23 protein-coding genes are annotated in these 25,937 nt (G+C 62.7%); 15 read left to right on the top strand and 8 right to left on the bottom strand.

Annotated features, from left to right (window positions below; all coding sequences use genetic code 11):
* Positions 1-11: 11 nt before the first annotated feature.
* From HNH97_RS06930 to HNH97_RS06920, 3 genes are all read left to right on the top strand, one after another.
* The gene (locus HNH97_RS06930; RefSeq protein WP_171790408.1) at positions 12-1,724 is read left to right on the top strand and encodes a DUF4852 domain-containing protein; all 1,713 of its coding nucleotides are present in this window, start codon (positions 12-14) and stop codon (positions 1,722-1,724) included.
* Positions 1,725-1,787: 63 nt separating this feature from the next.
* Positions 1,788-2,111, top strand: coding sequence for a DUF4282 domain-containing protein (locus HNH97_RS06925; RefSeq protein WP_171790407.1), 324 nt, complete (start codon positions 1,788-1,790; stop codon positions 2,109-2,111).
* A 32-nt stretch (positions 2,112-2,143) separates the two neighbouring features.
* Positions 2,144-3,445, top strand: coding sequence for a hypothetical protein (locus HNH97_RS06920; protein WP_171790406.1), 1,302 nt, complete (start codon positions 2,144-2,146; stop codon positions 3,443-3,445).
* 141 nt (positions 3,446-3,586) lie between these two features.
* Here the strand turns inward: HNH97_RS06920 and HNH97_RS06915 are convergent, their stop codons facing one another.
* Positions 3,587-4,420, bottom strand: coding sequence for a nucleotidyltransferase domain-containing protein (locus HNH97_RS06915; protein ID WP_171790405.1), 834 nt, complete (start codon positions 4,418-4,420; stop codon positions 3,587-3,589).
* A 230-nt stretch (positions 4,421-4,650) separates the two neighbouring features.
* Here HNH97_RS06915 and HNH97_RS06910 point away from each other — a divergent pair, with 230 nt between their 5' ends.
* From HNH97_RS06910 to HNH97_RS06900, 3 genes are all read left to right on the top strand, one after another.
* Complete coding sequence (locus tag HNH97_RS06910; RefSeq protein ID WP_171790404.1) at positions 4,651-6,348, top strand: thiamine pyrophosphate-binding protein; 1,698 nt, start codon at positions 4,651-4,653, stop codon at positions 6,346-6,348.
* Between the two features lie 251 nt (positions 6,349-6,599).
* Complete coding sequence (locus tag HNH97_RS06905) at positions 6,600-7,265, top strand: DedA family protein (RefSeq protein ID WP_227744406.1); 666 nt, start codon at positions 6,600-6,602, stop codon at positions 7,263-7,265.
* A 117-nt stretch (positions 7,266-7,382) separates the two neighbouring features.
* A complete protein-coding gene (locus HNH97_RS06900) occupies positions 7,383-8,222 on the top strand; it encodes an SDR family NAD(P)-dependent oxidoreductase (RefSeq protein ID WP_171790402.1) in 840 nt (279 codons plus the stop codon).
* A gap of 10 nt (positions 8,223-8,232) precedes the next feature.
* Here HNH97_RS06900 and trhA read toward each other — a convergent pair whose 3' ends face one another.
* Together trhA and HNH97_RS06890 are read right to left on the bottom strand one after the other, a co-directional pair.
* Positions 8,233-8,889, bottom strand: a complete 657-nt coding sequence (gene trhA, locus HNH97_RS06895) for a PAQR family membrane homeostasis protein TrhA (protein ID WP_171790401.1) — start codon at positions 8,887-8,889, stop codon at positions 8,233-8,235.
* A gap of 8 nt (positions 8,890-8,897) precedes the next feature.
* Complete coding sequence (locus tag HNH97_RS06890) at positions 8,898-9,212, bottom strand: hypothetical protein (RefSeq protein WP_171790400.1); 315 nt, start codon at positions 9,210-9,212, stop codon at positions 8,898-8,900.
* Between the two features lie 237 nt (positions 9,213-9,449).
* On the opposite strand from HNH97_RS06890, the gene HNH97_RS06885 reads away from it, so the two are divergent.
* From HNH97_RS06885 to HNH97_RS06870, 4 genes are all read left to right on the top strand, one after another.
* Entirely contained in the window at positions 9,450-11,450 is a 2,001-nt protein-coding gene (locus HNH97_RS06885; RefSeq protein ID WP_171790399.1) for a M1 family metallopeptidase, read from the top strand.
* 414 nt (positions 11,451-11,864) lie between these two features.
* Entirely contained in the window at positions 11,865-12,467 is a 603-nt protein-coding gene (locus HNH97_RS06880; RefSeq protein WP_244949350.1) for a 2Fe-2S iron-sulfur cluster-binding protein, read from the top strand.
* A complete protein-coding gene (locus HNH97_RS06875) occupies positions 12,464-13,456 on the top strand; it encodes an FAD binding domain-containing protein (RefSeq protein ID WP_171790397.1) in 993 nt (330 codons plus the stop codon). Before HNH97_RS06880 ends, HNH97_RS06875 begins: the two co-directional genes overlap by 4 nt.
* Positions 13,449-15,731, top strand: a complete 2,283-nt coding sequence (locus tag HNH97_RS06870) for a xanthine dehydrogenase family protein molybdopterin-binding subunit (RefSeq protein WP_265176058.1) — start codon at positions 13,449-13,451, stop codon at positions 15,729-15,731. The genes HNH97_RS06875 and HNH97_RS06870 overlap by 8 nt, the downstream gene beginning before the upstream one ends.
* A 157-nt stretch (positions 15,732-15,888) precedes the next feature.
* On the opposite strand, the gene serA is transcribed toward HNH97_RS06870, so the two are convergent.
* The 3 genes from serA to HNH97_RS06855 all read right to left on the bottom strand — a co-directional run bounded on the left by serA (position 15,889) and on the right by HNH97_RS06855 (position 18,574).
* Positions 15,889-17,154: a phosphoglycerate dehydrogenase gene (serA, locus tag HNH97_RS06865; RefSeq protein ID WP_171790395.1), complete on the bottom strand. Its 1,266-nt coding sequence runs from the start codon at positions 17,152-17,154 to the stop codon at positions 15,889-15,891.
* A gap of 116 nt (positions 17,155-17,270) precedes the next feature.
* Positions 17,271-18,065 carry an inositol monophosphatase family protein gene (locus HNH97_RS06860; RefSeq protein WP_171790394.1) on the bottom strand — a complete coding sequence of 265 codons (795 nt, stop codon included), beginning with the start codon at positions 18,063-18,065 and terminating at the stop codon, positions 17,271-17,273.
* On the bottom strand, positions 18,065-18,574 hold the full coding sequence (locus tag HNH97_RS06855; protein ID WP_110912643.1) for a c-type cytochrome: 510 nt from the start codon (positions 18,572-18,574) through the stop codon (positions 18,065-18,067). Before HNH97_RS06855 ends, HNH97_RS06860 begins: the two co-directional genes overlap by 1 nt.
* A gap of 135 nt (positions 18,575-18,709) precedes the next feature.
* On the opposite strand from HNH97_RS06855, the gene HNH97_RS06850 reads away from it, so the two are divergent.
* The 4 genes from HNH97_RS06850 (at position 18,710) to smpB (ending at position 21,926) form a co-directional block, all read left to right on the top strand.
* Complete coding sequence (locus HNH97_RS06850) at positions 18,710-19,462, top strand: 3-deoxy-manno-octulosonate cytidylyltransferase (RefSeq protein ID WP_171790393.1); 753 nt, start codon at positions 18,710-18,712, stop codon at positions 19,460-19,462.
* Positions 19,459-20,367 carry a prephenate dehydratase gene (locus HNH97_RS06845; RefSeq protein ID WP_244949349.1) on the top strand — a complete coding sequence of 303 codons (909 nt, stop codon included), beginning with the start codon at positions 19,459-19,461 and terminating at the stop codon, positions 20,365-20,367. The genes HNH97_RS06850 and HNH97_RS06845 overlap by 4 nt, the downstream gene beginning before the upstream one ends.
* 166 nt (positions 20,368-20,533) lie before the next feature.
* The gene (gene dapA / locus HNH97_RS06840) at positions 20,534-21,424 is read left to right on the top strand and encodes a 4-hydroxy-tetrahydrodipicolinate synthase (RefSeq protein ID WP_171790392.1); all 891 of its coding nucleotides are present in this window, start codon (positions 20,534-20,536) and stop codon (positions 21,422-21,424) included.
* A 4-nt stretch (positions 21,425-21,428) separates the two neighbouring features.
* A complete protein-coding gene (gene smpB / locus HNH97_RS06835) occupies positions 21,429-21,926 on the top strand; it encodes an SsrA-binding protein SmpB (protein ID WP_110093865.1) in 498 nt (165 codons plus the stop codon).
* A gap of 112 nt (positions 21,927-22,038) precedes the next feature.
* On the opposite strand, the gene HNH97_RS18140 is transcribed toward smpB, so the two are convergent.
* The gene (locus HNH97_RS18140; RefSeq protein ID WP_110912639.1) at positions 22,039-22,704 is read right to left on the bottom strand and encodes a cold-shock protein; all 666 of its coding nucleotides are present in this window, start codon (positions 22,702-22,704) and stop codon (positions 22,039-22,041) included.
* 449 nt (positions 22,705-23,153) lie between these two features.
* Here HNH97_RS18140 and acuR point away from each other — a divergent pair, with 449 nt between their 5' ends.
* Entirely contained in the window at positions 23,154-23,846 is a 693-nt protein-coding gene (gene acuR, locus HNH97_RS06825; RefSeq protein ID WP_171790391.1) for an acrylate utilization transcriptional regulator AcuR, read from the top strand.
* Here the strand turns inward: acuR and recG are convergent.
* The gene (gene recG / locus HNH97_RS06820; protein WP_171790418.1) at positions 23,830-25,908 is read right to left on the bottom strand and encodes an ATP-dependent DNA helicase RecG; all 2,079 of its coding nucleotides are present in this window, start codon (positions 25,906-25,908) and stop codon (positions 23,830-23,832) included. The two genes, acuR and recG, sit on opposite strands and share 17 nt — an antisense overlap.
* Positions 25,909-25,937 lie beyond the last annotated feature (29 nt).

Here is a 25,937-nt window from a genome sequence, read left to right as displayed (position 1 = left end):
GGAACAAGCGCATGATCCGGTCGCTTCTGCACGAAGGCACGATGCGTCAACGCCTGACCGGGGGTGTTGCGCTGGCCATGATGCTGGCGCCTGTCGCGGCATGGGCGCAGGAAGAGGCGCTGATCGCACGGTCAAGCGCCAAGCATATCGAGGTCTATGCCGCAGGCGGCGCGCAGTGGTGCCGCAAGGACCTGCGCCTGAAGATGGTCCTGTCCAGCGAAAGCGGGGACAGGGGCAATCCGACCGCACAGGTTGCGCTGCTCGACAGGATGCGGCGCGAGTTCGAGCAGACATGCCCCACCGCCGAACGCGCCGATGCCAGCGTGTCGGAAGAAGGCCGCATCACCGGCCAGTATCACGCGGAACGCAGCGGGGGATGGGTCTTTGCCGCGGCGACCCCACCGGCCGCCACGCCGCCGGCCTCCCTCGATGCCCCCACGCCACCCAACCCGTTCACCGGACCGCCGCCGGCGGATGCCCCTGCGCCGCAACCCGCAGCAGACGCCGCCACGTCCCCGCAGGCCACGCCACCAGCCACTTCCCCTGCGCCCGATCAGGCACAGCCTGCCGTGGCGTCCGCGCAACCCGCCCCCGTGCCCAGGGTGGGGGATCAGGGATATTGGGGCTACATGCTGTTCGCCGGGAAAAACGACCCGACATTCCTTGCCAACCCCGAGGCCCAGAAATGCTGGGCGCAGGGGCATATGGCCCCGGAATGGTTCCGTTCAAGAAACGACGATTTCCGGCTGCATGAAGTGCTTGAAAAGGCAGGGCAGGACATGCAGGCCCATAGTGGCAATGTCGCGCCAGGCGTCATCTATGCCGAACTGGAAACCGAATTCGGCCATTATGACTTTCAGGAAAACATGTTCCCGGTCCATATCAACGGGAATCTCCTGCGCCTTGGCCGTCCATGCGCGGCGGACGGAATCCCCCTTGCCGTCGCGCTGCATGCGCAGGACATGGAATCCATCACGGGATTCGCGATGCCCCCCGAAGAGGCGCGTAATTTTGAACGCAGGCGCGAGAGCTTTGGCTGGATGAACCGCCGGGTCTGGATCGTGCTGGAATTCGATGTCGATCCCAGGGGCGTCAGCGGCAACGAGGCCGAACCGACCTATTCCGCCACGGTACATGGCTACAGCGTCTATGGCGACCAGCGCCTTGAAACGCTGCTGTATCAGGCGGGACCGGAACAGATCGCGGCCCAGCACGCGCAGGCGCAGCGGATCGCCGCAGCCAGGCGTGAAAAGCAGCTTGTGGCGCGTCGCGACAGCGAGATACGTGAACTTGGCACGGCCCCGGTGCCCGTCCGCCTGGCGAACTGGATCAATGATGACCGGCCGGTCGAACTGTTCCATTCGCTCGACAACATCCGTGCCACCCGTTTCGCCTCCATGCAGGGCGATGGAAAGCCCGTTCCCGTCAGCCTGCTGGTGCAGACGAACGGGGCCGGGCACAAGGATGTCGCCACGACATGGCCGGGCCACCTGAGCCTGACGATGGCCGATGACAAGGCCGATTTCGGTGACGCCGGATGGTACCTCGTCAGCGGCATGCTCACCACGCCCACGCAGGGGGACTTCCCTGACGCGCAACTCAGCGTCACGCGTTCCTACGCCTGCAAGCAGCCGCAATGCGCCGATGCCACCGATCCCACGGAAATTGAAAACCGCAAGATCGCCAACGCCACGCAGGCGGCCACGTCCACCCCGGCCCCCTGATCCCCATCACGTCGTGCCACCGGCACCAACCCTCCCCGTTTCCCTTACCAAGGACCGAACATCATGAAGACCCTCCTGTCCTTCGATACGCTCATCACCCCGCAGTTCATGAAGATATTCTATTATATCGGCGTGGTCTTCTGCGTGCTGTCCGGGCTGGCGACATTCATCAGCATCCTCGTGCTGTGCATCAATGCCGCGCAGATGGCGGGGGAATCCACCACACTGCCGACCATCATCGGCCTGATCCTGGGCAGTATCGTCGCCCTCATCACGACTGTCCTCAGCATCATCCTGACGCGCATCGGGTGTGAAACCGTGCTGGTGGTGTTCATGATCCGCGACGAACTGGCATGGCAGCGCGAAAATACGCAAAAGCACGCCTGATCCTGTACGCAGACAAAGGAACGATGACGGTAATGCAGACCGCAGGCACACCCACTCCGGCAGGGGCCGCAGCAGCCAATACCTCCATGCTGCTGCCACCAATGAGCAAACTGCTGCCCCCCCTCAGTCCGCTGATCCCGCCCGGCGCGCTTCTGGCGCGCGGAGGCATCGCCACGGGTACGGGCATAGGCAGTTCGGCCAGGGCGGACGAAGCACTGGAACAGATTGGGCAGGGCCTGAAGGCGTTTTCCCATCGTACGTCCGATTTCGTGGTGGCACAGGCCCCCAAGGTCAAGGCGGCGCAGCGTTCGGCGGCCGAATACATGACCAAGGCCGCACATGAACTCGGCGATGCAAAAAACCGTCGTTCCTTCATGCAAAAATATCACCGGTGGCTGCAGGCCGGGGCAGGGGGGATCGGCTGCCTTGTGCTGATCGGGTGGGGGATCGCCCACCATCATGCCTCACAGAAGGCGGAAAAGGGCGTGCATGACGCCCTGCAGTCCATGAACCTGCTGGGTGTCGTGGAATATGGCAGCGTCAGTACCTCGCTTTTCGGTACGGTGTCGCTGTCGGACGTGAAATGGCACGTCGCGCCTGCGGTGGATATCACGGCCAGCAGCGTGGACATTTCGCGCATCGATACGGCGCACGCGATACCCTATTACCTTGACCTCTCGTTCTCCGGGATCACGCTCCCTGTCCAGAAAATCGTCGCTGCAGGTCCCGGCGCACCGATCCCGGGCACGCTGGCATCTTTTGCCCGGGAGGTGGGGCAAGAGGGTTACAACACGCTGCAAGGCAGCCTGAACATCGGGTATGGCCTGCAGAAAAACACGTCAGTGATGACCATGACGAGTAGCGGGAATTTCCCGAATTTCGGCAACTGGCATGGCAAGATTCAATTGGGCAACTTCTCGCCCGTGCTGCTTGATACCGCCACCCTGTCGGTGCTGGACCACAATGTCCGTGGCCTCAATCCAATGACGGTGTTCAACATTGCCCAGAATGTGGGGCGCCTGACATTGCAGGCCGTGGACGTGACGCTGGACACAACGGACGCCGATAAACGGGACAAGGAAATTCCCGGAACACCGATGCCGCAGCAGAACGCGGACGCGGCGGACCAGCAGACCATCACGATGAAGGAAAACGAAGCCCGCCATGCAGGCCTGCCGGATGACCAGGCGCATCTTGCCGCGCTGCTGATGGCTGGCAGGCTACCGGCCTTTACGATGAAATCTTCGGGCACGAAAAGCCTGCCCATCACCGAAGTGCAGATCCCGCTGCCGCGTATGATGCAGCGCCTCGATATGACACTGGGCACGCCCTGAAAGCAGGTGCCCTGCCACCGGTAAGAGCGTTTCAAAATTTCATCATCACATAATGAAAGTTTCCGGGTGCCGCCTTTTTCAGAAAGGCGGCATTTCCCGGAATTAAAAAGGCCCCTGCGCAACGAACGCTTGGGCCTTTTTTCATTTCTCCCCAAGCTGGGCGCGGAAAAATTCATCGGCCTCCGCCATGGCATCGGCAGGCACCTCTGGGGACAGGTGATCGAATGTTTCATGGGCAAGGGCGAATTCATGCGCCATCAACCACTCCAGCGGTTCAGGCATCGCGATCAGGCGGGTTTCACGGGTCTGCGCCTTGGCGCGGATAAGGTCGTCGATGATCCCGACCGTGGCAGGTTCGAGTTCACATTCACCCAGCAGGGACGGAAAGTGCATCGGCACGACATTGCATGCCGGATGCAGGCGCAGCCAGCGCAGGGCGATGGCGGGACGCAGGGCGTAAAAAAGCTCCTTGATCCGCAGGTCATGCACCTGCATGCCACAATGCCGGTCGTACTGCTTTTCGCCCAGATGCAGGTAATGCCGCGCGACAAGCGTGCGGTTGCACACACGATGCGCCAGGGCAAGGAAGCGGGCGCGGAATGTCGCATCCGCCCCATAAATGATGGGGGAGGACAGCCATTCCATCACCGCCACATTCCCCTTCAGCAGCAGGCGGACAGCCTTGGCAAGGTCCCAGCCATTGATGTCGAGTTCCTGCGTCAGCGGGACCTCGATAACATCGCGCACCGGCCAGAGGGACAGGTATTGCGCCGTGGGCCTGATGAAGATGAACCGGCAGTCATAATCACTGTCGAGGGAAGGGAAGCCCCATGCACGGCTGCCGCTTTCGATCGCAAGCGGGATCGCGACATCATGCTCCGCCCGGATTGCCTGAAGCGTCCGGTCAATGTCCCCAAGCGCGGTCGGGCAGAAACTTTCGGGAATGGCGTGGAGCCATCCTTGTGCATGCGTCATGTCGATCAGGGCAATTCTGTATTTTCGGTATATCTTTTCGCGGCGGGGGAGTCATTTCGCGGTGGGTATCGTAACATTATATTCCGCAACATGTTTTTGAATATAAATGACCGATATCCCCATGCCAGATGTCATCGTCTGTCTTATGTGCATCAGGCTGCAGTTGGATGGATGACAATCGCCATTTTCATATTACAGTTGCAATAACACCAGTATGGAAGAGGCCCTTCATGCAGATCACGGCAGTCAGTGATATCGATGGACAGCGTAGCCGACGGGGCGCTGACATCCTGCTCGAAATTCTTGAAAGCGAGGGGGTCAAATATATTTTTGGCAATCCCGGCACGACGGAACTTCCGCTGATCGATGCGCTGCAGAAACGCCCGGACCTGCATTATGTTCTGGCCCTGCAGGAGGCCAGCGCCGTCGCCATGGCCGATGGCTATGCGCAGGCGGCGGGGCGTCCCGGCTTCCTGAACCTGCATACGGCGGGCGGACTTGGCCATGGCATGGGCAACCTCCTCAACGCCAGCGTATCGCAGACGCCACTGGTGGTAACGGCGGGGCAGCAGGATTCCCGCCACACCATCTCCGACCCGCTTCTGTTCGGGGATCTGGTCAGCATCGCCACCCCCGCCGTCAAATGGGCGCAGGAAGTCATGCATGCCGACCAGTTGCCGGTACTGGTGCATCGCGCCTTCAACGACGCCATGGCCGCGCCCACTGGCCCCGTCTTCCTGTCGCTGCCCATGGACGTGATGGAGGAAATGAGCACGGTTTCCGCCGCCCCCCCATCGCAGATCGACCGGCGTTCGATCGCAGGCGGCCTGCCGGAACTGGCGCAGCAGTTGGCCCGGATCGCGCCGGGGCGCCTCGGGATCATCGCGGGGGACGAGGTCCACGCCGCCGGGGCTGCCGCACAGGTGGCCGCCGTGGCCGAACTTCTGGGCGCGCCGGTCTTTGGCTCCTCCTGGCCTTCGCGCGTGCCCTTCGCGACATCGCATCCGCTGTGGGAAGGCAACCTGCCCACGCGGGCAACGGACATCGCGGCGAAACTTGCGGATTATGACGCGATTTTCGCGCTTGGTGGCAAGTCGCTGATCACCATCCTGTATTCCGAAGGCTCCGCCGTGCCGCCGGGATGTGCGATCTACCAGGTTTCGGCGGATATCGGGGATCTGGGACGTACCTTCTATACGCCACTGTCGCTGGTGGGGCATATCCGTACCTCGCTGGAGGCGTTCCTGCCCCTGCTGAAAAAGGCGATCGCGGGACGCGAAGACGATTATGCCACCACACGGCAGAATGTTACGGCGCGCAACCATGACCGCCGGAGCAAGGCCATCGCCACCGCGCTGCACCGCATGGAAGAACCCGTCATCGCCCCCTGCGTCGCGGCGTACGAAGCCGTGCGCGCCATCGGGCCGGACATCGCCATCGTTGACGAGGCCATCGCCACCTCATCGCATGTGCGCTCCTTCCTCGACAGTGACTGGCCCGCGCAGTACTCCTTCCTGCGCGGCGGTGCGCTGGGCTGGGGGATGCCGGCCGCCGTGGGCGCGTCACTCGGCCTGGGGCGGGAGCCTGTGGTGTGCCTGGTGGGGGACGGGGCCTCGCTCTACTCCCCACAGGCGATCTGGACCGCGGCGCACGAGAAACTGCCGGTGACCTTCGTCATCATGAACAATCAGGAATATAATGTCCTCAAGGGTTTCATGCGGGGACAGACGCATTACGTCTCGACCCGCAATGGCAATTACCTTGCCATGGACCTCAATGACCCGGTCATAGATTATCAGGCCATGGCCGCGTCCTATGGACTGTCGGCATGCAGGATCACGCGCGCCACCGATATCGCGCCTGCCATCCAGGCAGGGATCGCATCGGGCCGCGCCAATGTGGTGGAGATCATGATCCGGGCCGAGTGATCCTGCGCCCGGTCCCAAAGGGAAGGGCATGGGTCCGCCCAAGTGCCTTATCCCGTTGGATAATATGACATATCCCCGATATGATGGAGAGCAGCTATTTGAAAAATAGGCTTCCCATGGGATGTGAAATCCCCCATTGCGTTATCAGCATGGCATGTCGGGCGACGTGGGCGCCATCGGGCGGATGATGACAGCCGGTTCCAGTCGCATGCAGGCCGTGCTCCGCGCAGGTTGCGCAAGGAGATTGTAAGCTGCTTCACCACTTGGACTATCTGTTCCAGCATTATGGATATGGCGTCATCACCCTGATCGTCATGCTGGAAAGCATGGGGCTGCCCCTGCCGGCGGAAACGCTGATCATCTCCGCCTCGCTCTATTGCGCAGCGACACACCATATGGCGATTGGCTGGGTGGCGGTCGCCGCCATTGCGGGCGCGGTCATTGGTGACAATATCGGCTATATCATCGGGCGGACGGTGGGAATCCCGCTGCTCCAACGCTATGGCGCACGGCTTGGCCTGACACCGGACCGGCTTCTGCTTGGCCGGTTCCTGTTCCGCCGCCATGGCAGTGAAATCGTTTTCTTTGGCCGCTTCATCGCCGTGGTGCGCGTGTTCGTGGCGCTGCTGGCCGGGGCGAATCACATGACATGGCCGCGCTTCATGATCTTCAACGCGGCGGGCGGCATCTGCTGGGCCGGTGGTTATGCCATGCTGACCTACTATCTGGGTCACAAGATCATGCAGCTTTCGGGACCGGCAAGCGTCATCGGTGTGATCGGCGTTGTTGTCGGGGTCGGGGGATCGGCCATTTTCCTGCGGCGCAATGAAAAGCGCCTGACGGAAAAGGCCATGCAGGAAGCCCGCGACGACATGAACGGCAGCAGTCCGGACAAACCTTCGCAAAAGATACCGTGAAAATACGGATTACGATTTATCTTCGACGTCATGATAACTTTATGTTACGTCAGGTAACATGAACCAGATGCATATCAGGTTGAAAATAATCACAATCTTACCGTTCGCGAGACTCTTATGACGGCGCCGTTTCCACCAGATTCAACACAACACCCGCTGGCGGTGATTACCGGCGGGGCAGGGGGGATCGGACGTCTGGTCATCGATGGCCTGCTGGCTGCGGGATACCATGTGATTGCGCTGACACGGCAGGGAAGCGTCCCGACGCTGGAACACTCGCCAGACGTGACCAACATCCGCTGCGATCTTGGCGATCCACAGGCCCTTGGTTCGGCGGCAGACCGGATCCGCACACTGGGCGCGCCGGTGCGTGCGCTCATCCACTGTGCAGGGGTGATCGTGCCGCAGGCTGCCGCCAGCCTTGACGACAGATCGGTGCGCGAACAGGTAACGGTCAACCTGCAGGCGCCCATCATGCTGACGACGCGACTACTGGATCTGGTGCCGCGTGGCGGGCATGTCGTGTTTGTCAATTCGATGGCCGCCATTGTTCCACTCGGAGGCAGCAGCGTCTATGCCGCCACGAAATTCGGCCTGCGCGGCTTTGCCCTGTCCCTGCGGGAGGAAGTCCGTGCACGTGGCATCCACGTCTCCTCCATCTTTCCGGGGGCGGTGGATACGCCCATGCTGCAAAAGGAAATGCAGAACGGGGGATCGGCCCTCAATTTCGTAACCCTGCCGGTACCGCCGCAGCAGATCGCAACGCTGATCCTACGTGCCCTGCGCCAGCGTGGCAGGGACGTATTCGTCCCGTCATCCGACGGGGTTTTCGGGCAACTTCTGCTGATTTTCCCTGCATTGTGGCAGAAACTCCTGCCGGTCATGCTGTGGATGGGGGAAAAGGGGCGACGGAAATATCTGCGCGAACGCCACGATGAAACGGGGACGTCGTCCTGACACATGCCGCTCAGGCGATGGTATCAATCATGCGCCGCGCGGCATAGATGTGGGTGGAAGCGCCGCAGACCACCATGACATGCCACAGCGCATTGGAAAACGGCAGGTTTTCGTGATTATAGAACACCGTACCAATGCAATAGAAGACCAGCCCCAGAATGATGAGGGCCACGACCTGAAAGGGCAGGTGCCAGAAAACCGGATCCGGGCACAGGAAGAACATCCATGCCACCGCCAGATAGGGGAAAACGGGGTATTTCTGGCTCTTTTCAAACCAGAACAGTTTCATGCCCATCCCCGCCAGCGCCACGCCCCATAACAGCCCACAAAATCCGAGGCTGAGCCCCCCATGTCCACCAATGATGATGAAGGGTGTATAGGTACTGGCAATGGCGACGAAGATCATGGCCTGATCGACCCGCTGCAATCCCCCCTTGAGGCGACAGGCCGGACAGAAATTATAGGCCGCCGAACAGATACACACGAGGATCAGGCAGGTCCCGTAAAGAAAGACCGACTGCCGCGCCGCCCAAGAGGCATCGGCCGGCACCGAAGCCCCCAACCATGCCGCCCCGGCGACCATGACGACAACCCCGACGACATGGACCACAAGGTCAGCCATACGTTCAAGCAGGGTATAGGAGGGGAAGCGGGCTTTTATCGTCATGCCTGCGGTTATATCGCAAAGACGTTCCATTCGGGAACGCGGCAGCCATGCAGGGCGTGAATGAAAAAGGACGCAGGGGCATCAATATCCGGGATGAAGCCAGCGTTTCCGTTCACGACAATTCCCTCATCATTGAGCAGAACACGAAAAAATATGCTGCCGTGGAAATAAAGGACAAGTCTTTCCTTCATGCCGTCCAGAACGCCCCGAATATCATCATGGCGGAATGCGACGATGATGGATTTGAAATCTTTCGGAAGGTAACGCTGGTTTCGTAACCCGGTTATTTTTCTGGCCCCCACATCCATCTGACCAACAGGCATGATCAGTCGATGCCTGTTCCCAGGGTCCTCGCTCCGATTACAGCGGGTTTCCGGTCGAAATAGATCCGGATGACCAAATCCCCACTTTTTTATTCCTGAATGATGGTGGCAAACCGTTTTCCGTAGCCCAGATCGTAACATTCCTGAACCGAATTGACCGTATCCTTGATGCCGGGTTACGTTCGTCGCGGCATGATCCACCATAATGGCCACGCAGAGAAAAAGGTTTCGATATTCATGAGTTTACGTCCCGATCCGAAAGGATACAGATCCCTGCTTCTTGGGTGCGTGGCCTCCCTTGCCTGCGTCACGTCCGGATGGGCCGCCACCAGCCTTCCCCCGGGGCAGGCAGTACGGGCGCCGGACGTTTTCATGCCGCAACCCATGCCGGACCGGCCCACCGCCTTTCGTTCGGCCGCCGGGGTTCCGGGACGTGCCTTCTGGCAGAACCGCGCGGATTATTCCATCAATGCGCGGATACTGCCGGATGCAAAAAGCCTCTCCGGGCAGGAAACCATTACCTATACCAACAACAGTCCTGACGCACTTGATGTCATCTGGCTGAACCTGGAGCAGAACGAATATAAACCCGATTCACGGTCGCAATATGCTTCAGGCCGTTTTTCCGCCCCGCGCACCAATGGCGTCCAGATCCAGAAAGTCGTTGTGGAATACGGGGGAAGCAAAAAGGAAATCACCCCGATCATCAGCGATACGCGCATGCAGTTGCGCCTGCCCACCGCCCTGCGTGGCAAGGGTGGGAAAATGCGCATCCATGTGACGTGGCAGTACGTCATTCCCGGCCCGTGGGGTGGGCGCACTTCGGTGACCCCAAGTAAAAATGGGGACATTTATGAAATCGCCCAATGGTATCCGCGCATGGCGGTCTATGACGACATCCGGGGATGGGACACGGCGCCCTATCTGGCGCAGGAATTCTACCTTGAATACGGGAATATCGATTATCGTGTGACCGTGCCGTGGAATTACACGGTTGCGGGTTCCGGCACGCTGCTCAATCCGGAAAGCGTCCTGACCGCGACAGAGCGCAAGCGCCTGTCACAGGCGGCCCACAGCGATACGCGCGTCCTGATCCGCACCGCGCAGGATGTGACGGACCCAGGCAGCCATCGCCATGACCATGGGGACATGACATGGCATTTCCGCATGGAAAACACGCGGGACGTGGCGTTTGCCGCATCCCCTGCGTTCGTCTGGGATGCTGCCCGGATGAACCTGCCTGCCACCCATGGCGTGACCAGGGGGCCACACCTTGCCATGTCCGTCTATCCGGTCGAAGGCGTGGGACCGGACGGGTGGGACCGTTCCACCGAATACGTGAAGCACGCGATCGAATATTTTTCCGAACAGTGGTATCCCTATCCGTGGCAGAACGCGATCAACCTTGGTGGGCATGGGGCCGGGATGGAATATCCCGGCATCGTCTTTGACGGCATGAAGGACCACGGGCCGCAACTGTTCTGGATCACCACGCACGAACTCGGCCATGGCTGGTTCCCCATGATCGTCGGGTCCAATGAACGGCGCAACGCCTTCATGGATGAAGGCTTCAACACCTTCATCGATGCCTATGCGTCCGATCATTTCAACCATGGGGAATTCGCCCCCAAGAAGGACAACGAGTTCGCCCCCCAGACGGGCGTGCCGGCGGACGATATTGTGCCCCTCCTGCGGGACAGGGATGCACCGCCGCTGATGGTGCCCTCCGACCTGGTGCAGGAGCGTTACCGCCATCCGGTGACCTATTTCAAGGGGGCCTACGGCCTCAAGCTGCTGCGTGAACAGATCGTCGGGCCGGAACGCTTTGATCGCGCTTTCCGGCGCTATATCGACGTGTGGGCCTACCACCATCCCACGCCGTCGGATTTCTTCCGTTTCATGAGCAGCGAAACAGGGGAGGACCTGTCGTGGTTCTGGCGCGGCTGGTATTTTGAAAACCGTGCGCCGGATTATGCCTGCACCGGAATTCACGCCACATCCGATGGCTATCAGGTCACCGTGCAGAACAAGGGCAGCCTGCCCATTCCCGTGACAATGCTGCTGACCTATGCTGATGGCACCACCGAACGTCAGGTCATCCCGACCGAAGCATGGTATCAGCACACGGCCATCGACCTGCCGGTCAGGACCCATGGCGTGCTGCGAACGGTGACGCTGGATCCCGACCACGCCATTCCCGACATCGACCGTCGCGACAACACCCTGTACACACGGTGAACAGGGCAGGGGACATGCGGTAAATTTTATCGCACGTCCCCTTATTAGATGACCATGATAAGGGGGCCGACGGATTGCGGCCCCCTTTTGTCGTTGTCCCGTCCCCCATACAACAGCGCGCCTCAAGGGGCACGCATGCGATCTGCGCACCGTGTCCACCTTCCCTGATACGGGGCCATCCCGCCTCTGTCACTCACCGGATCGTGTGTCCCACGCCGGGAAAAGCCGCCCCATCATCCCATAAATATGGCAACCTTCGGGAGACCCCTGCCTTAGAAACCATAGCCTCCCGGCATTCACGCCCCCGATGAAAGGCCGCGACCAGACGTCATGATGCCCCGTAAATGCACCGGACCTCTCCACGCCCCGCTTTCACGCCGCCATGTATTGCAGGCAGGCGTCGCCGTGACGGGCATGCTGAACGTTTCCCCGGCCGGGGCAGCGGTTGCAGGTCAGCGCCCGCGCGGACATCTGCGTGCCGTCGGGACAGAACCCAGCCAGCATGGGATCGAGGTGCAACTGACGGTCAATGGCACGCCCCACCAGCTTGAACTCGATACCCGCACGACACTGCTCGACCTGCTGCGCGAACATCTGCACCTGACAGGTACCAAAAAAGGCTGCGACCATGGGCAGTGCGGGGCCTGCACCATCCTGCTCGACGGCAGGCGGGTGCTGTCGTGCCTGTCGCTTGCCGCATCGCATGACGGCGCGGACATCACCACTATCGAGGGCCTGTCGCGGGAGGAACAGCTTCACCCCATGCAGCGGGCCTTCATCGACCATGACGGGTTCCAGTGCGGATACTGCACCCCCGGGCAGATCTGTTCGGCCATCGGCATGTTGCAGGAATGGAAGGCAGGCTGGCCCAGCATGGTCACGATGGAAGGCACCGAACACCATCCCCATCTGGATATCGCCGACCTGCGCGAACGCATGGCGGGCAATCTGTGCCGCTGCAGCGCCTATCCAAACATCAGGGACGCCATCCTTGACGTTGCGCGACATTCGGCATGAGGCCGTTTTCCTATACGCGCCCCGCCACGACCGATGCGGCAACACGGGAAAAGGGGCAGGGGGCAACCCTTCTGGCGGGGGGTACCAACCTTCTTGACCTGATGAAACTGCAGGTCATGCATCCCGATCGCCTGGTCGATATCAACCGGATTTCCGGCCTGCACGACATCACGACCGATCCGGCGGGCAATACGCATATCGGCGCGCTGGTCACGAATTCCGACACGGCGGCCCATCCCCATATCCTGCGCCATTACCCCGTACTGTCCCATGCCATCGTGGCGGGGGCCTCGGGCCAGATCCGCAACATGGCGACGACGGGCGGCAACCTGATGCAGCGGACACGGTGCCTGGCCTTTTACGACATGGCGGCAGCGTGCAACAAACGACAGCCCGGTTCGGGATGCGACGCGATGGGCGGCGGTAACCGGATGAACGCCGTCATTGGCGGCAGCGACCATTGCATCGCGGTCAACCCGTCGGACATGGCCGTGGCGCTGCGTCTGCTGGATGCACGGATACGTACCCGACAGGCAAGCGGCCAGGAACGCGAAATCCCGATGGCCGACTTCCATCGCCTGCCCGGCGACACGCCGCAGGTGGAAACGGCGCTGCAAAGTGATGAGATGATCGTCGCCGTCGTGCTTCCCCCTGCACCAGTGGGGCGATCTACCTATCGCAAGGTGCGTGATCGCGCGTCCTATGCCTTTGCGCTGGTATCGGTCGCGGCCATTGTGCAGGCACGGCAGGGGCAGTTCACGCATGTCCGCTTCGCCTTTGGCGGCATCGCCCCGCGACCGTGGCGTGTGGAGGAGGCGGAACAGACGCTGACGGGCCAGAAAATATCCCGTGATGCCCTGTCGCATGCGGCGGACATCGCATTGGCGGGCGCGCAGGGCCATGGGGACAATGATTTCAAGATCCCGCTTGCCCGCCGGACATTGATACAGGTCCTTGCTACCCTGTCGCGGGAGGATGACAGTGACTGACCTTCCCACGCTTCCTCCCGAACAGGACGCTCCCACCATCCCGATGATCGGGGCGGGCATGCAGCGCGTCGAAAGCGTGCTGAAGGTCACGGGACAGGCCCGCTATGCCTACGAAATGGATGCAGCAAGCCTTGGCGCGCAGGCTGATCCGCTGGTGGGGGTCATGGTGCTGTCAACGATTGCACGCGGGCGCATCACGTCCATCGACAGCGCGACGGCACGGAACATGCCGGGGGTCCGCCTTGTCCTGACCTGTGACAATGCGCCGCCACAGGCCCCATGGGGTCCGCTGGTCGCCCGGGATCGCTTTGCCCGTGCGCAACCCGTGCTGCGGGGGCCTGATGTCCATTATTATGGCGAACCGGTCGCGCTTGTCGTGGCGGACAGCCTTGAACGGGCGCGTGCCGCCGCCATGGCGGTCAATGTGCAGTATGAGACGGCATCACATGCCATCCTGCTTGACCCCGCCACGGCGACGGAGCCGGAATTCCTCAACGGGTTCAAACCCGCCCATACGGACCATGGCGATTTCGATGCCGCCCTTGCCCGGTCCGCCATCCGGGTGGAGGCGGTCTATGAAACCCCGCACCAGAACCACGCCCAGATGGAACCCCACGCCACGACGGCGCTATGGCAGGGGGACCGGCTGGTGCTGCATACCTCGGCACAGAATCTGGTGTCGATCCAGATGGGCATTGCCGCGACCCTGCAGATCTCGCCCCATCGCGTGCAGGTCATCAGCCCGTATGTCGGCGGTGGGTTTGGGGGGAAGCTGCCCTATTTCGCGGATGCGATCCTGGCCGCACTTGCCGCGCGCGCACTCGGCAAACCCGTCAAGGTGGGCATGACGCGCACGCAGATGTTTTCCGCCACCACCCATCGCACCGCCACCCGACAGGCATTGCGCATCGGTGCGGACCGCACGGGACGCCTGTGCGCCATCAGCCATGATGCACTGTCGCACTGCGCCTCCTTTGACAATTTCGTGGAGGATACGACCACGATCACGCGCGGCCTGTATCGCGCGGACGCCATCCGCACGACCGCGCACCTCAACCACCTTGACCTGCCGCGTTCGGATTCCATGCGCTCCCCCGGGGACGCGGTTGGGATGATCGGGCTGGAATGCGCCATGGATGAACTGGCGCATGAACTGGGGATCGATCCTGTCGAACTGCGCCTGCTCAATGACACGCCCACGGACCTGACCGCCCATAAACCCTTCAGCAGCCGTCACCTGCGCCAGTGCCTGGAAGAAGGCGCCCGGCGCTTTGAATGGGGCGCACGCAACCCGCAACCGGGACAGGTGAGGGAGGGCGAGTGGCTGGTCGGGATGGGGATGGCGTGTGCGATGCGCTACAACCTGCTCAAGCCGTGCCAGGCGCTGGCGCATCTGGATGCGGGGGCGAACCTGACGGTGCAACTGGCGATGACCGATCCGGGGACGGGGACGCAGACCATCCTGACGCAGATCGCCGCAGGTGTCATGGGATTGCCCCCCGCGCAGGTTCATGTGCAGATGGGGGATACGGCCTATCCACCCGCCCCGGGGTCCGGGGGATCGTTCGGGGCCGAAAGCGCGGGATCGGCCGTGCTGCGCGCCTGCGAAAACCTGCGCACGCGGTTGCTGGAAGCCGGCCTCCGTGATGAACACTCCCCCCTGCACGGCCAGTCGATGGAGTCCGCCCACCTCGATGCGGGCAGCCTCCATGCCAGGGGGCGGCATGAATCCCTTGTCGCCTTCATGGAACGGACATTTCCCCAGGGCGCGCAGGCACATGGCGAAATCACGGCGAACCCGGACTCCCTGAAATGGTCACAGGCGTCCTTTGGCGCGCATTTCGCCGAAGTCGCCGTCAACGCCATAACGGGGGAGACACGGGTGCGCAGGATGCTGGGCGTTTTTGCCTGTGGCCGTATCCTCAACAGCCGCACCGCACGTTCGCAACTGCTCGGCGGCATGATATGGGGTGTCTCGAACGCCCTGCATGAAGAAAACATGCCCGATCCACGCACGGGACAGTTCATCGCCCATGACCTTGCAAATTACCACATCGCCACCCATGCCGACATGCCGGAGATGGAGGTCGTGATGATCGCGGAGGATGAACCGGTTTCCAACCCGCTGCACATCAAGGGACTGGGGGAGGTCGGGATCTGCGGTGCGCCAGCAGCGATCGGCAATGCCATCTTTAACGCCACGGGCATACGCGCCCGCCGCTTTCCCATCACGCCGGATCGCCTTTTACCCTATCTGCCCGAAGTGACGGTCTGAAAAACAGGGGGCCCTTGTTCTAAAACGGCAACGTCTTTCGAAGCTTTTTGAAAAAATCTTCACCAAAAACTTTTTTTAAATTTCAGGATTTTTTCTAAAAAGAATAAAGGGGCACGCCCGCGCGTCCCCCTTTTCCCATGCCTCAGGTGCGCGGACCTCAGCGCTGCTGATACAGCAGGCGGGCGCGGATCGTGCCCTTGAGGTCACGCAGCTTGGCAAGGATACGGTTGTCCTTGTCCACATCCCCCCCGGTATCGGCCTCGACCACGACGTAACCGAGTTCACCCGCCGTCTGCAGGTACTGTGCGGTCACATTGCAGTCCTCGCGGGAGAAGATCTCGTTGATCTGCAGCATCACCCCCGGCGCGTTGGTGTGAACGTGCATGAAACGTGTGCCGTGCGGGTTTTCCGGCAACTGCACGGTAGGAAAATTGACCGCCCCCAGTGTGGAGCCGATGTCGGAATAATCCAGCAGCTTGCGCGCGACTTCCTGCCCGATGCGCTCCTGCGCCTCTGCGGTGGAGCCACCGATATGCGGGGTGAGGATGACGTTATCCAGCCCGCGCAGCGGCGTCTCGAGGCTTTCGCCCGCGGCCTTCGGCTCCTTGGGGAACACGTCGATCGCAGCGCCAAGCAGATGGCCATCCTTCAGGGCCGCGGCAAGCGCGTCGAGGTCCACCACATTGCCGCGTGCGTTGTTGATCAGGAACGATCCCTTCTTCATCGCGCGGATCTGCGCCTCACCCATCATGTTCGCCGTCTCCGGCGTCTGGGGCACATGCAGGCTGACGACATCGCTCAGGCCCAGCAGTTCCTCCAGCGTGGCGACGGGATGGGCATTGCCATGCACCAGCTTGTCGATCACATCGTAATAGAACACGCGCATGCCGAACGCCTCGGCCAGCACGGAAAGCTGCGACCCGATGGAGCCATAGCCCACGATACCCAGCGTCTTGCCGCGCACTTCCCAGCTATTGGTGGCCGACTTCTTCCAGATGCCTTCATGGCATTCCACCGATTTTGGGAAGATCCGGCGCATCAGCATGACAATCTCGCCCATCACCAGTTCCGCGACGGAGCGGGTGTTGCTGAACGGGGCGTTGAAGACGGGAATGCCACATTCACGCGCGGCGACCAGGTCCACCTGGTTTGTGCCGATGCAGAAGCAGCCAATGGCGATCAGGCGATCCGCCCCCTCGATCACTTCGCGCGTCAGTTGCGTGCGCGAACGGATACCAACGATATGCACCCCCTCCAGCGCCTTGCGCAGGGCCTCGCCTTCCAGCGCGGTCTTGAGACGGGTGACGTTCTCGTACCCGTTTTCCTTGAGCAGCGCGACGGCACTGTCATGCACGCCTTCGAGCAGAAGGATACGGATCTTGTCCTTGGAAAGGGAAAGATGGCCGGCGGAGGGATGAGTCATGTCGGGTACTCACGCTTGTTCGATCAAAGGGATGCCCTATCCGATTGCTTGGCGCGTGGCTAGGGCGGAATGATGTCAGGACAGGGCAGAGGGGGCGGGAAACCGGGAAAAACGTACTATTTCGCCAGCAGGCGGCAGGCCTGCGGCAGGAGGGCGGGATTTCCCAGCGCCAGGACTGTTCCATCCCCATCAAGCCGCAGTGGCTGCCCCGCCCAGTCGGTCATGGAACCGCCCGCGCCCTCGACCACGGGGACAAGGGCGGCCCAGTCCCACGGTTTCATGGTGCATTCGGCGATGACGTCCACCTGTCCCAGCGCCAGCAGGCCATAGGCGTAACAGTCGCCCCCCCAACTGACGCGCTTGACGGCACGCGACAGGACATCCCAGCGCGCACGATAGGCTCCTTCCAGTATTTCGGGCGAGGTGCATGACAGTTCGGCACGATCCAACGCCGGACACAGGCGCGTCCCCGCCTGTCCCGCAAAGTGCGAGAGATAGCGCGTGGGTTCCCCCCGCATGCCGATCCAGCGTTCCCCGGTAATCGGCTGGTCAATGATGCCCAGCACCGGCACGCCCTCATGCAGCAGCGCGATCAGCGTGCCGAAGGTCGGGCGGCCCGTCAGGAACGCCCGCGTCCCGTCAACCGGGTCGATGACCCAGCGATAGGCGGCATCGGGCCGTTCGGTGCCGAACTCCTCCCCCATGATCCCATGGTGGGGCAGGCGTTCGCCAATGACGGCGCGGATCGCACGTTCGGCCGTGCGATCGGCAATCGTCACCGGGCTCTGGTCGGCCTTGTCATCGGCCGACACCCCGGCACGGAAAAACGGACGCACGATACAGGCCGCGACATCGGCCGCAGCCTGCGCCGCCGCGATGAACTGCGCCCGGTGCGCCAGCGGGTCCGTCATCAGTTCTTCTCTTCGACAAGGGTCTGGATGAAGGCGACCAGGTTGGCCCGGTCCGTCGCCGAGGCAATGCCGGGGAAGGCCATCTTCGTACCCGGGGCGAAGGCGTCGGGCTTCTTGATCCATTCCGACAGCAGGGCAGGGGTCCACACATCCTTCTTGTGCGCGCTCAGGGCATCGGAAAATTCATAATCGGGAATATCGCCGATATGCGTGCCCATGACGCCAAACAGGTCGGGCCCGATGACGGACGGACCATGGGGCGCGAAGCTGTGGCACATCCCGCACTGGTGATCGGCGATTTCATGCCCCTTGGCGGCATCCGCATGCGCCAGCAGCGTCTCGATCGGCGGGTCCTGCCCATCGTCGGGCGTGGATTGCGGCATGGGGACGGCACTCTGCGCCGCGGCGCGGTGGGGCACGAGAAGACTGCCCATTCCCCAGCTTCCGCCCAGCGCCACCGCTGCAATCAGGAACGCTGCTCCCATCTGGTTAAGCCGCATGCTGTTCATGGATAAGGACGCCTTTCGTGCGCGGTTGCATGAGTTTGCTTCATTACCTAGACTGCCGCGCAGCTTGTGTGAAGCAGTCACAAGCCCGCATGCTTCGTGTCGCCTTGATGAACCGATGGGCCAAAACCAGATTTCATGAACCCGATTGTCATAATACCGGCCCGCATGGCGTCGTCACGCCTGCCCGGAAAACCACTGGCGGATATTGCCGGACGCCCGATGATCGCCCACGTCCTTGAACGTGCCATGCGGGCCGACATCGGCCCCGTGGTGGTCGCCGTGTGTGACGCCGCCGTGGCGCAGGCCGTGGAGCAGGCCGGCGGCCACCCCGTCATGACCGATCCCGACCTGCCATCCGGATCCGACCGCGTGTGGCAGGCGCTCGAACGCATCGACCCGGCGGGAAAACACGACATGATCGTCAACCTGCAAGGCGACCTGCCGGGCGTCATGCCCGACATCCTGCGCACGGTCCTGCTGCCGCTGCGTGATGCGCGGACCGATATCGCAACCCTTGTGGCCCCGGTGCAGGACGCCGCCGAAGCAGCGACGGACTCCGTGGTGAAGGTGGCCTGCGCCTTTCACGAAGGTGCCGATACCGCACGCGCGCTGTATTTTTCCCGCGCGGCCATCCCGTGGGGGCAGGGGCCGCTATGGCACCATGTCGGCATCTACGCCTATCGCCGCGCGGCACTGCGCCAGTTCGTCGGCAACCCGGAATCCCCGCTGGAGCGACGTGAACGCCTGGAGCAGTTGCGCGCGCTCGAGGCCGGAATGCACATAGGCTGCGCACGCATCGCACGGGCACCGTTCGGGGTGGACACGCCCGCCGACCTGGAACGCGCGCGCGCTGCTGCCACGACACACGCAACGCAGGCACGGACATGACAGCGGGAATCATCGCCTTCCAGGGCACGTTCGGGGCCTATTCCGACCTGGCCTGCCGACAGGCGCGCCCGGGCTGGACAACCCTGCCGTGCGAAACCTTTGCCGGGGCCATCGCCGCCGTGCATGACGGCCGGGCGGACGCCGCGATGCTGGCCTGTGAAAACAGCCTTGCGGGACGGGTGCCCGACATCCATGCCCTGCTGCCGCAGTCCGACCTGTTCATCGTTGGCGAGCATTTCCTGCGTATCGAACATTGCCTGATGGGCATTCCCGGCGCGACCCTGCACGATGCGCGACGTGTGCACACCCATCCCGTCGCCATGGCGCAGATCCGGGGTCTGATCAAGGAAACCGGCCTCAAGCCGGTGGTGGAGTTCGATACGGCGGGGGCCGCCGAACTGGTCCGCGAATGGGGCCGCAAGGAAGACCTCGCCGTGGCGTCGTCACTTGCCGCCGACCTGAACGGGCTTGTCATCCTGCGCCGTAATGTGGAGGACGCGGCCCATAACACGACGCGTTTCTACATCGCCGCGCGCAGGCCACCCGACCTGCCCGCGCGCATGGATGACTGCATGACGACCGTGCTGTTCCGTGTCAGCAACCAGCCGGGTGCGCTTTACAAGGTGCTGGGCGGGTTTGCGACCAATGGCATCAACATGACACGGCTGGAGAGCTACATGCTCGACGGGTCCTTCGCGGCCACGCAGTTCCTGCTTGACGTGGAAGGCCATCCCCATGACCCCGCCCTGGCGGCGGCGCTGCATGAACTGTCCTTTTTCGCGGAGCAGGTGGATGTGCTGGGTGTCTACCCCGCATCCCCCTTCCGCCACAAAGACGCGGAGCATGGGAATGCCGGTCATGCGGCCACGCCCGCAATGGATTCCGGGACATCCGTCATGAAATGACAGAACGATCCGCATGCGGAAACTTTGCCATCCGCACACCCCATACCCATATCAGGGGATCATAGCGGGCGGGCGCGTTCCCCGTCCCTGAAACCGAGACAAAAACAGGCCTGCTGCCTTTTCGGCCCGCTCCTCCCGCGTTGGCCGGCAGGACCTGACCAACCAAGTGGAAACAACCATGTTCAAGGGTTCCATTACCGCCCTGATTACGCCGATGAACCAGGACGGGTCACTTGACCTGTCCTCCATGGGGCGTTTCATCGACTGGCAGATCCAGCAGGGAACTTCCGCGCTGGTGCCCGTGGGCACCACGGGGGAAAGCCCGACGCTGTCGCACGATGAACATGCGCAGGTGGTCGAATTCACCATCAAGACAGCCAATGGCCGCGTGCCCGTCCTGGCCGGTGCCGGGTCCAACAGCACGGCCGAAGCCATCAAGATGGCCCAGCAGGCGCAATCCGCGGGCGCCGCTGCCGTGCTGGTGGTTACGCCGTACTACAACAAGCCAACGCAGGAAGGGGTCTACCGCCATTTCATGGCGGTTGCCGACGCCATCTCGATCCCGGTCATCCTGTACAATATCCCCGGACGTTCGGTGATCGATATTTCCGTCGAAACCATGGCGCGACTGGCGAAGCATCCCAACATCATTGGCGTGAAGGATGCGACGGCCAACCTGCTGCGTCCGCTCCAGACACGCCAGACGGTCGGCAAGCCGTTCAACCAGCTTTCGGGCGAAGACGGTACGGCAGTGGCATTCCTTGCCTCCGGTGGTGATGGCTGCATCAGCGTGACCTCGAACGTCGCACCGACCCAGTGCGCCGAAATCCAGGCGGCGTGGAACGACGGGCGCGTGATGGACGCGATGGAGCGGCATGACCGGCTGTTCCCGCTGCATGACGCCCTGTTCTGCGAAAGCAACCCTGTCCCGGTCAAGTTCGCCGCAAGCGTGCTCGGACTGATGGGGGAAACCTGCCGCCTGCCGCTCGCCCCGCTGAGCGATGCGTCCCGCACGCGCGTGAAGGATGCCATGTCCGCCGCAGGCCTGCTGGACTGAACCCATGGCAGCAAAACAGAAAAACGGCAGCGGGATGATTTCCACGGGCATCGCCGCGCAGAACCGCAAGGGCCGCTTCAACTACACCATTCTTGAAACGCTTGAGGCCGGACTGGTCCTGAAAGGGCCGGAGGTCAAGAGCCTGCGGATGGGACGCGCCACCATTACCGAGGCCTACGCCGCCGAACGCGATGGGGAACTGTGGCTGTTCAACAGTTATATCCCCGAATATCAGGGCGGGGTTCTGTCCCGCTTTGAACCGCGCGCCCCGCGCAAGCTTCTGCTGCATGGCAAGCAGATCGACCGCCTGCTGGGCGAAAGTGCGCGCAATGGCGTGACCCTTGTGCCGCTCGACATCCATTTCAACAGCCGTGGCCTTGCCAAGCTGACGCTGGGGATCGGGGAAGGGCGCAAGAAAGCCGACAAGCGGCATGCCATCGCCGAACGCGACTGGCAGCGCGACAAGGCGCGCCTGATGCGCAACAAGGGGCGGGAAGACTGATTTCCTTCCCCACCACCATGGCCTGCGCATAAAAAACAGGGCGTCCCCATAGGGAGCGCCCTGTTTTCATGAAGATCAGGCGGCATGATGTCTCCATCATGCCATCCGATAATCAGTCAACGCTGATGGCAGCGGCTTCGGGACCCTTCTGGCCCTCGACCACCTGCACGTTGGCCGTCTGGCCTTCGGACAGGCTGGTCAGGCCCGAACGCTCCAGCGCGGAGGCGTGCACAAAGATGTCCTTGCCACCGCTTTCCGGCGTGATGAAGCCAAAGCCCTTCGTGGCGTTGTACCACTTCACGACGCCACGCATGTCCTGCGCCTGCGACAGGTCGGGGGCGGGGCGACCGGAGCGGGAGAACCCGCCGGCACGCGGCGCGCCAAAGCCACGGGGGCGTTCCGGCTGCGCGGTGCTTTCGTCAACGGACACCACGGCGGCGACCTGACGGCCCTTCGGGCCCTGACCGATGCGCACGACCAGCGTGCTGCCGGGGGAAACCGTCTCGAAACCGGTGGGGTTCAGTGCATTTGCATGCAGGAACACGTCACCCGATCCATCCGACAGTTCGACAAAGCCGAATCCCTTTTCGCTATTGAACCACTTGACAGTGGCGCCAATCTCCGGCCCGGATGCGACGATCTGCGGACCTCCGCTGCCGGCAAAGGGGCGACGGGGAGCGCTGGCACGGTCATTGAATGACGGCGCCGACATGAAATCATCGTCAAATCCGCCGCGGCGCGGGGAGCGGGAGCTGCGGTCGGTCCTGTTACTTCTCAACGGTCGTAATCCCGAGGTCTAGGTGGCGGGTCCCGGTCACGGGAAGCCGCCGATATGGAAACGCTTTGTTCGCAGAATAGAGTTTTGCCTGTCTGGCATTACCGCGGGTCAGGCGGGCCGCCGGGAAACATTTCTCCGTCCTGTCTTTGACCCTAGCATGAATCGCATCGGTATCACCAATATCTAAAGCATATTCCTGTGACGGGATTCCACAGCATTTTGCACGTTCAAACATTTTTGTGACCAGCGGGGCGCTGGCCGGCGGCCGCAGGCCAGTGCGGGGCCATTTTTCCACCCCCGTCCCGGTCCGCTGCCACCATGCGGGCATATCCCACGTTACCAGCAGCCAGGGGACAAGCACGCCACAGGGCATGTCCCTGACGCATGCCCGCTGGCCACAACCGCAGCGCAACATTGCCGATTGCGTAAAAGTGGGGGATATATCTGACATGAACCCGAACGTATCACCGAAGTCCCCCAAAGCGCGCGGACGTGGACGCCCCCCCAAGGACGTCTCCGAACAGCAGAACATCCGCCATCAACTGATCCAGGCGGGGATCGTCGCGCTGACCGAAAAGGGGTTTGGCGCAAGCGGGCTTGACGACATCCTGCGCGCGGCGGGGGTCGCCAAGGGATCATTCTACCACTACTTTGAAAACAAGGAAGATTTCGGCAGCGCGGTCATCAAGAGCTACGCGCGTTATTTCAATGCGAAGCTCGACCGCTGGCTGACGGATGACTCCTATCCCCCGCTGCAGCGCCTGCGCCATTTCGTGGAAGACGCAAAGACGGGGATCATACGCTTCGACTACACGCGCGGGTGCCTGATCGGGAATCTGGGGCAGGAACTTGCCATCCTGCCGGTTTCGTTCCACCAGGAACTGCGCGACGTTCTTGCGGGGTGGGAACGCCGGGTCGCCACCTGCCTGATGGCCGCGTTCGACACGCCATCGCCCGCCTATGGCCATATCTGCCAGCGCTGGGCCGAGTTTTTCTGGATCGGGTGGGAAGGGGCGGTGCTGCGTGCGCGCCTTGAACGTTCGGTCAGGCCGATGAGCCTGTTTTCGGAAATCTTCCTTGAGATGGTCGAGGCCGAATGTGGCCTGAAGGACTATACGCCGGCCTTTACCCCGCCTTCATGATCCGCTGCGCATCGGTGCGCGAAAACAGTTCAAGCAGGAGGGCAATCGCCGCGGTCCGCCTGCGCACGCCCGCGGACGTATCCTCGACCACACGCTGGGCGTCCTGTGCCGCGGCGCGCAGCAACTGTTCGATATGCACGCCCGCCGCCATGCGGAAATCCGGCATTCCCGACTGCCGGTGACCGGCAAGGTCGCCGCCGCCACGGATGCGGAAATCCTCGTCCGCGATGACGAACCCGTCCTCCGTATCACGCAGCAGCGCCAGACGCCGCCGCGCCGTCTGCCCCAACTGGCTGTCATGCAGCAGCAGGCAGAACGATTCCGCCTGCCCGCGTCCCACCCGGCCACGCAACTGGTGCAACTGCGCCAGGCCGAAACGCTCGGCATGTTCGATCATCATGACCGTGGCCGACGGGATATCCACGCCGACCTCGATCACCGTGGTGGCGACGAGGATGCGCGTCTTCCCTTCGGCGAAGTCGCGGATCGCGTCTTCGCGCACGGCGATGTCCTGCTGCCCGTGGGCAAGGCCGACAAGGTCGCCAAAATATTCCCGCAGCATCGCATGGCGTGCCTCCGCCGCCGCGATGTCGAGCGCCTCGCTCTCCGACACCAGCGGGCAGACCCAGAAGACCTGCGCGCCCCGCGCCAGCGCCCGGCGCAGGGCGGCCACCAGTTCGGGCATGGCCGACAGCGCATGCAGCGAGGTGCGGATGGGCTTGCGCCCCGCCGGTTTCACGTCAAGGCGGCTGACCTGCATGTCCCCCCACTGCGTCAGCAGCAGCGTGCGCGGGATGGGGGTTGCCGTCATGACCAGCACATCGGTCCGGTCGCCCTTTTCGCCAAGCATCATGCGCTGCGCCACGCCAAAGCGATGCTGCTCGTCAATGACGACCAGCGCGAGGTCGGCGAACTCCACCTTGTCCTGAAACAGCGCATGCGTCCCGACGACAAGCGGCGCGGCCCCCGTGCGGATAGCCTCCAGCGCCTGCCTGCGCGCCCGTCCCTTGACTGAGCCGCTGAGGAACGCCACCGGCACGGGGGAGAGTTTCTCGAAGGTCGCCAGATGCTGGCGCGCAAGGATTTCGGTCGGCGCCATCAGTGCCGCCTGATGCCCGGCCTCCACCGCGCTGAGCATCGCCATCAGCGCCACCAGCGTCTTGCCCGCCCCGACATCGCCCTGCAGCAGTCGTGTCATACGATGCGGGGCGCGCAGGTCCTGCCCGATTTCCTCCAGCACCCGGGTCTGCGCCGTGGTCGGCTCATGGCCAAAGCGCGACAGGGCGACCGCGCGCAGGGCACCGGTGCCGACGATGGAACGGCCGGGCCGGTCCCGGTTGTCGATGCGCGCACGGGCCATGGCGATCTGCATCGCCAGCAGTTCGTCATAGGACAGGCGCGCGCGTGCACGTTCACTTGCGGCGGTATAGCGGTCGCCCTCCATCAGGTCGGGAAAATCTGACGGACGGTGCAGGACGCGCAGGGCCTGCTCGAACGTCGGCCATTTACGCTTGCGCACCATTTCGGGATCCAGCCATTCCGGCAGCGCGGGGAAGCGGGCGAACGCGCCGTGCAGCGCGGTGCGCAGATGGCGCGGAAACAGCCCCCCCGTCAGGGGCCAGACCGGGTCGAGCAGGGGAATCGCATCCGCCTGATCGCCGGGGACCAGGTAATCCGGATGCGGCATGCTCAGCCGGTCGCCAAAGCGTTCCAGCATGCCCGAGACGCATATCTGCATGTCCACCCGCAGCCGCTGCGCCTGATAGGGGGAGAAGAAGACCAGTTCCGCCTGGCCCGTCCCATCACTGACGACAATACGCCACGGCTTGCGCCCCCGGCTGCTTTCGGGCGCGATGATCCGTACCACATGCGCCTGGAACGTGCACACGCGCCCTGCCTCCGCCACGGCAAGCTGCGGACGGTAACGCCGGTCCACCAGACCATCGGGCAGGTGAAACAGCAGGTCGATCACACGGTCGCCCCGCGCGGCGCGCGCGATCAGGCGTTCGACCGACGGGCCGATGCCCGGCAGGGTTCCCACACTGGCCAGCAGCGGGGCCAGAAGCGGGGTATCGGGGGCGGGCGGGGCAG

It is taken from the genome of Gluconacetobacter entanii (genome assembly GCF_013155425.1).
GTDB lineage: Bacteria > Pseudomonadota > Alphaproteobacteria > Acetobacterales > Acetobacteraceae > Novacetimonas > Novacetimonas entanii.
Note: the sequence above shows the minus strand (reverse complement) of the source record. Positions and strands in the feature narration are given on the sequence as shown.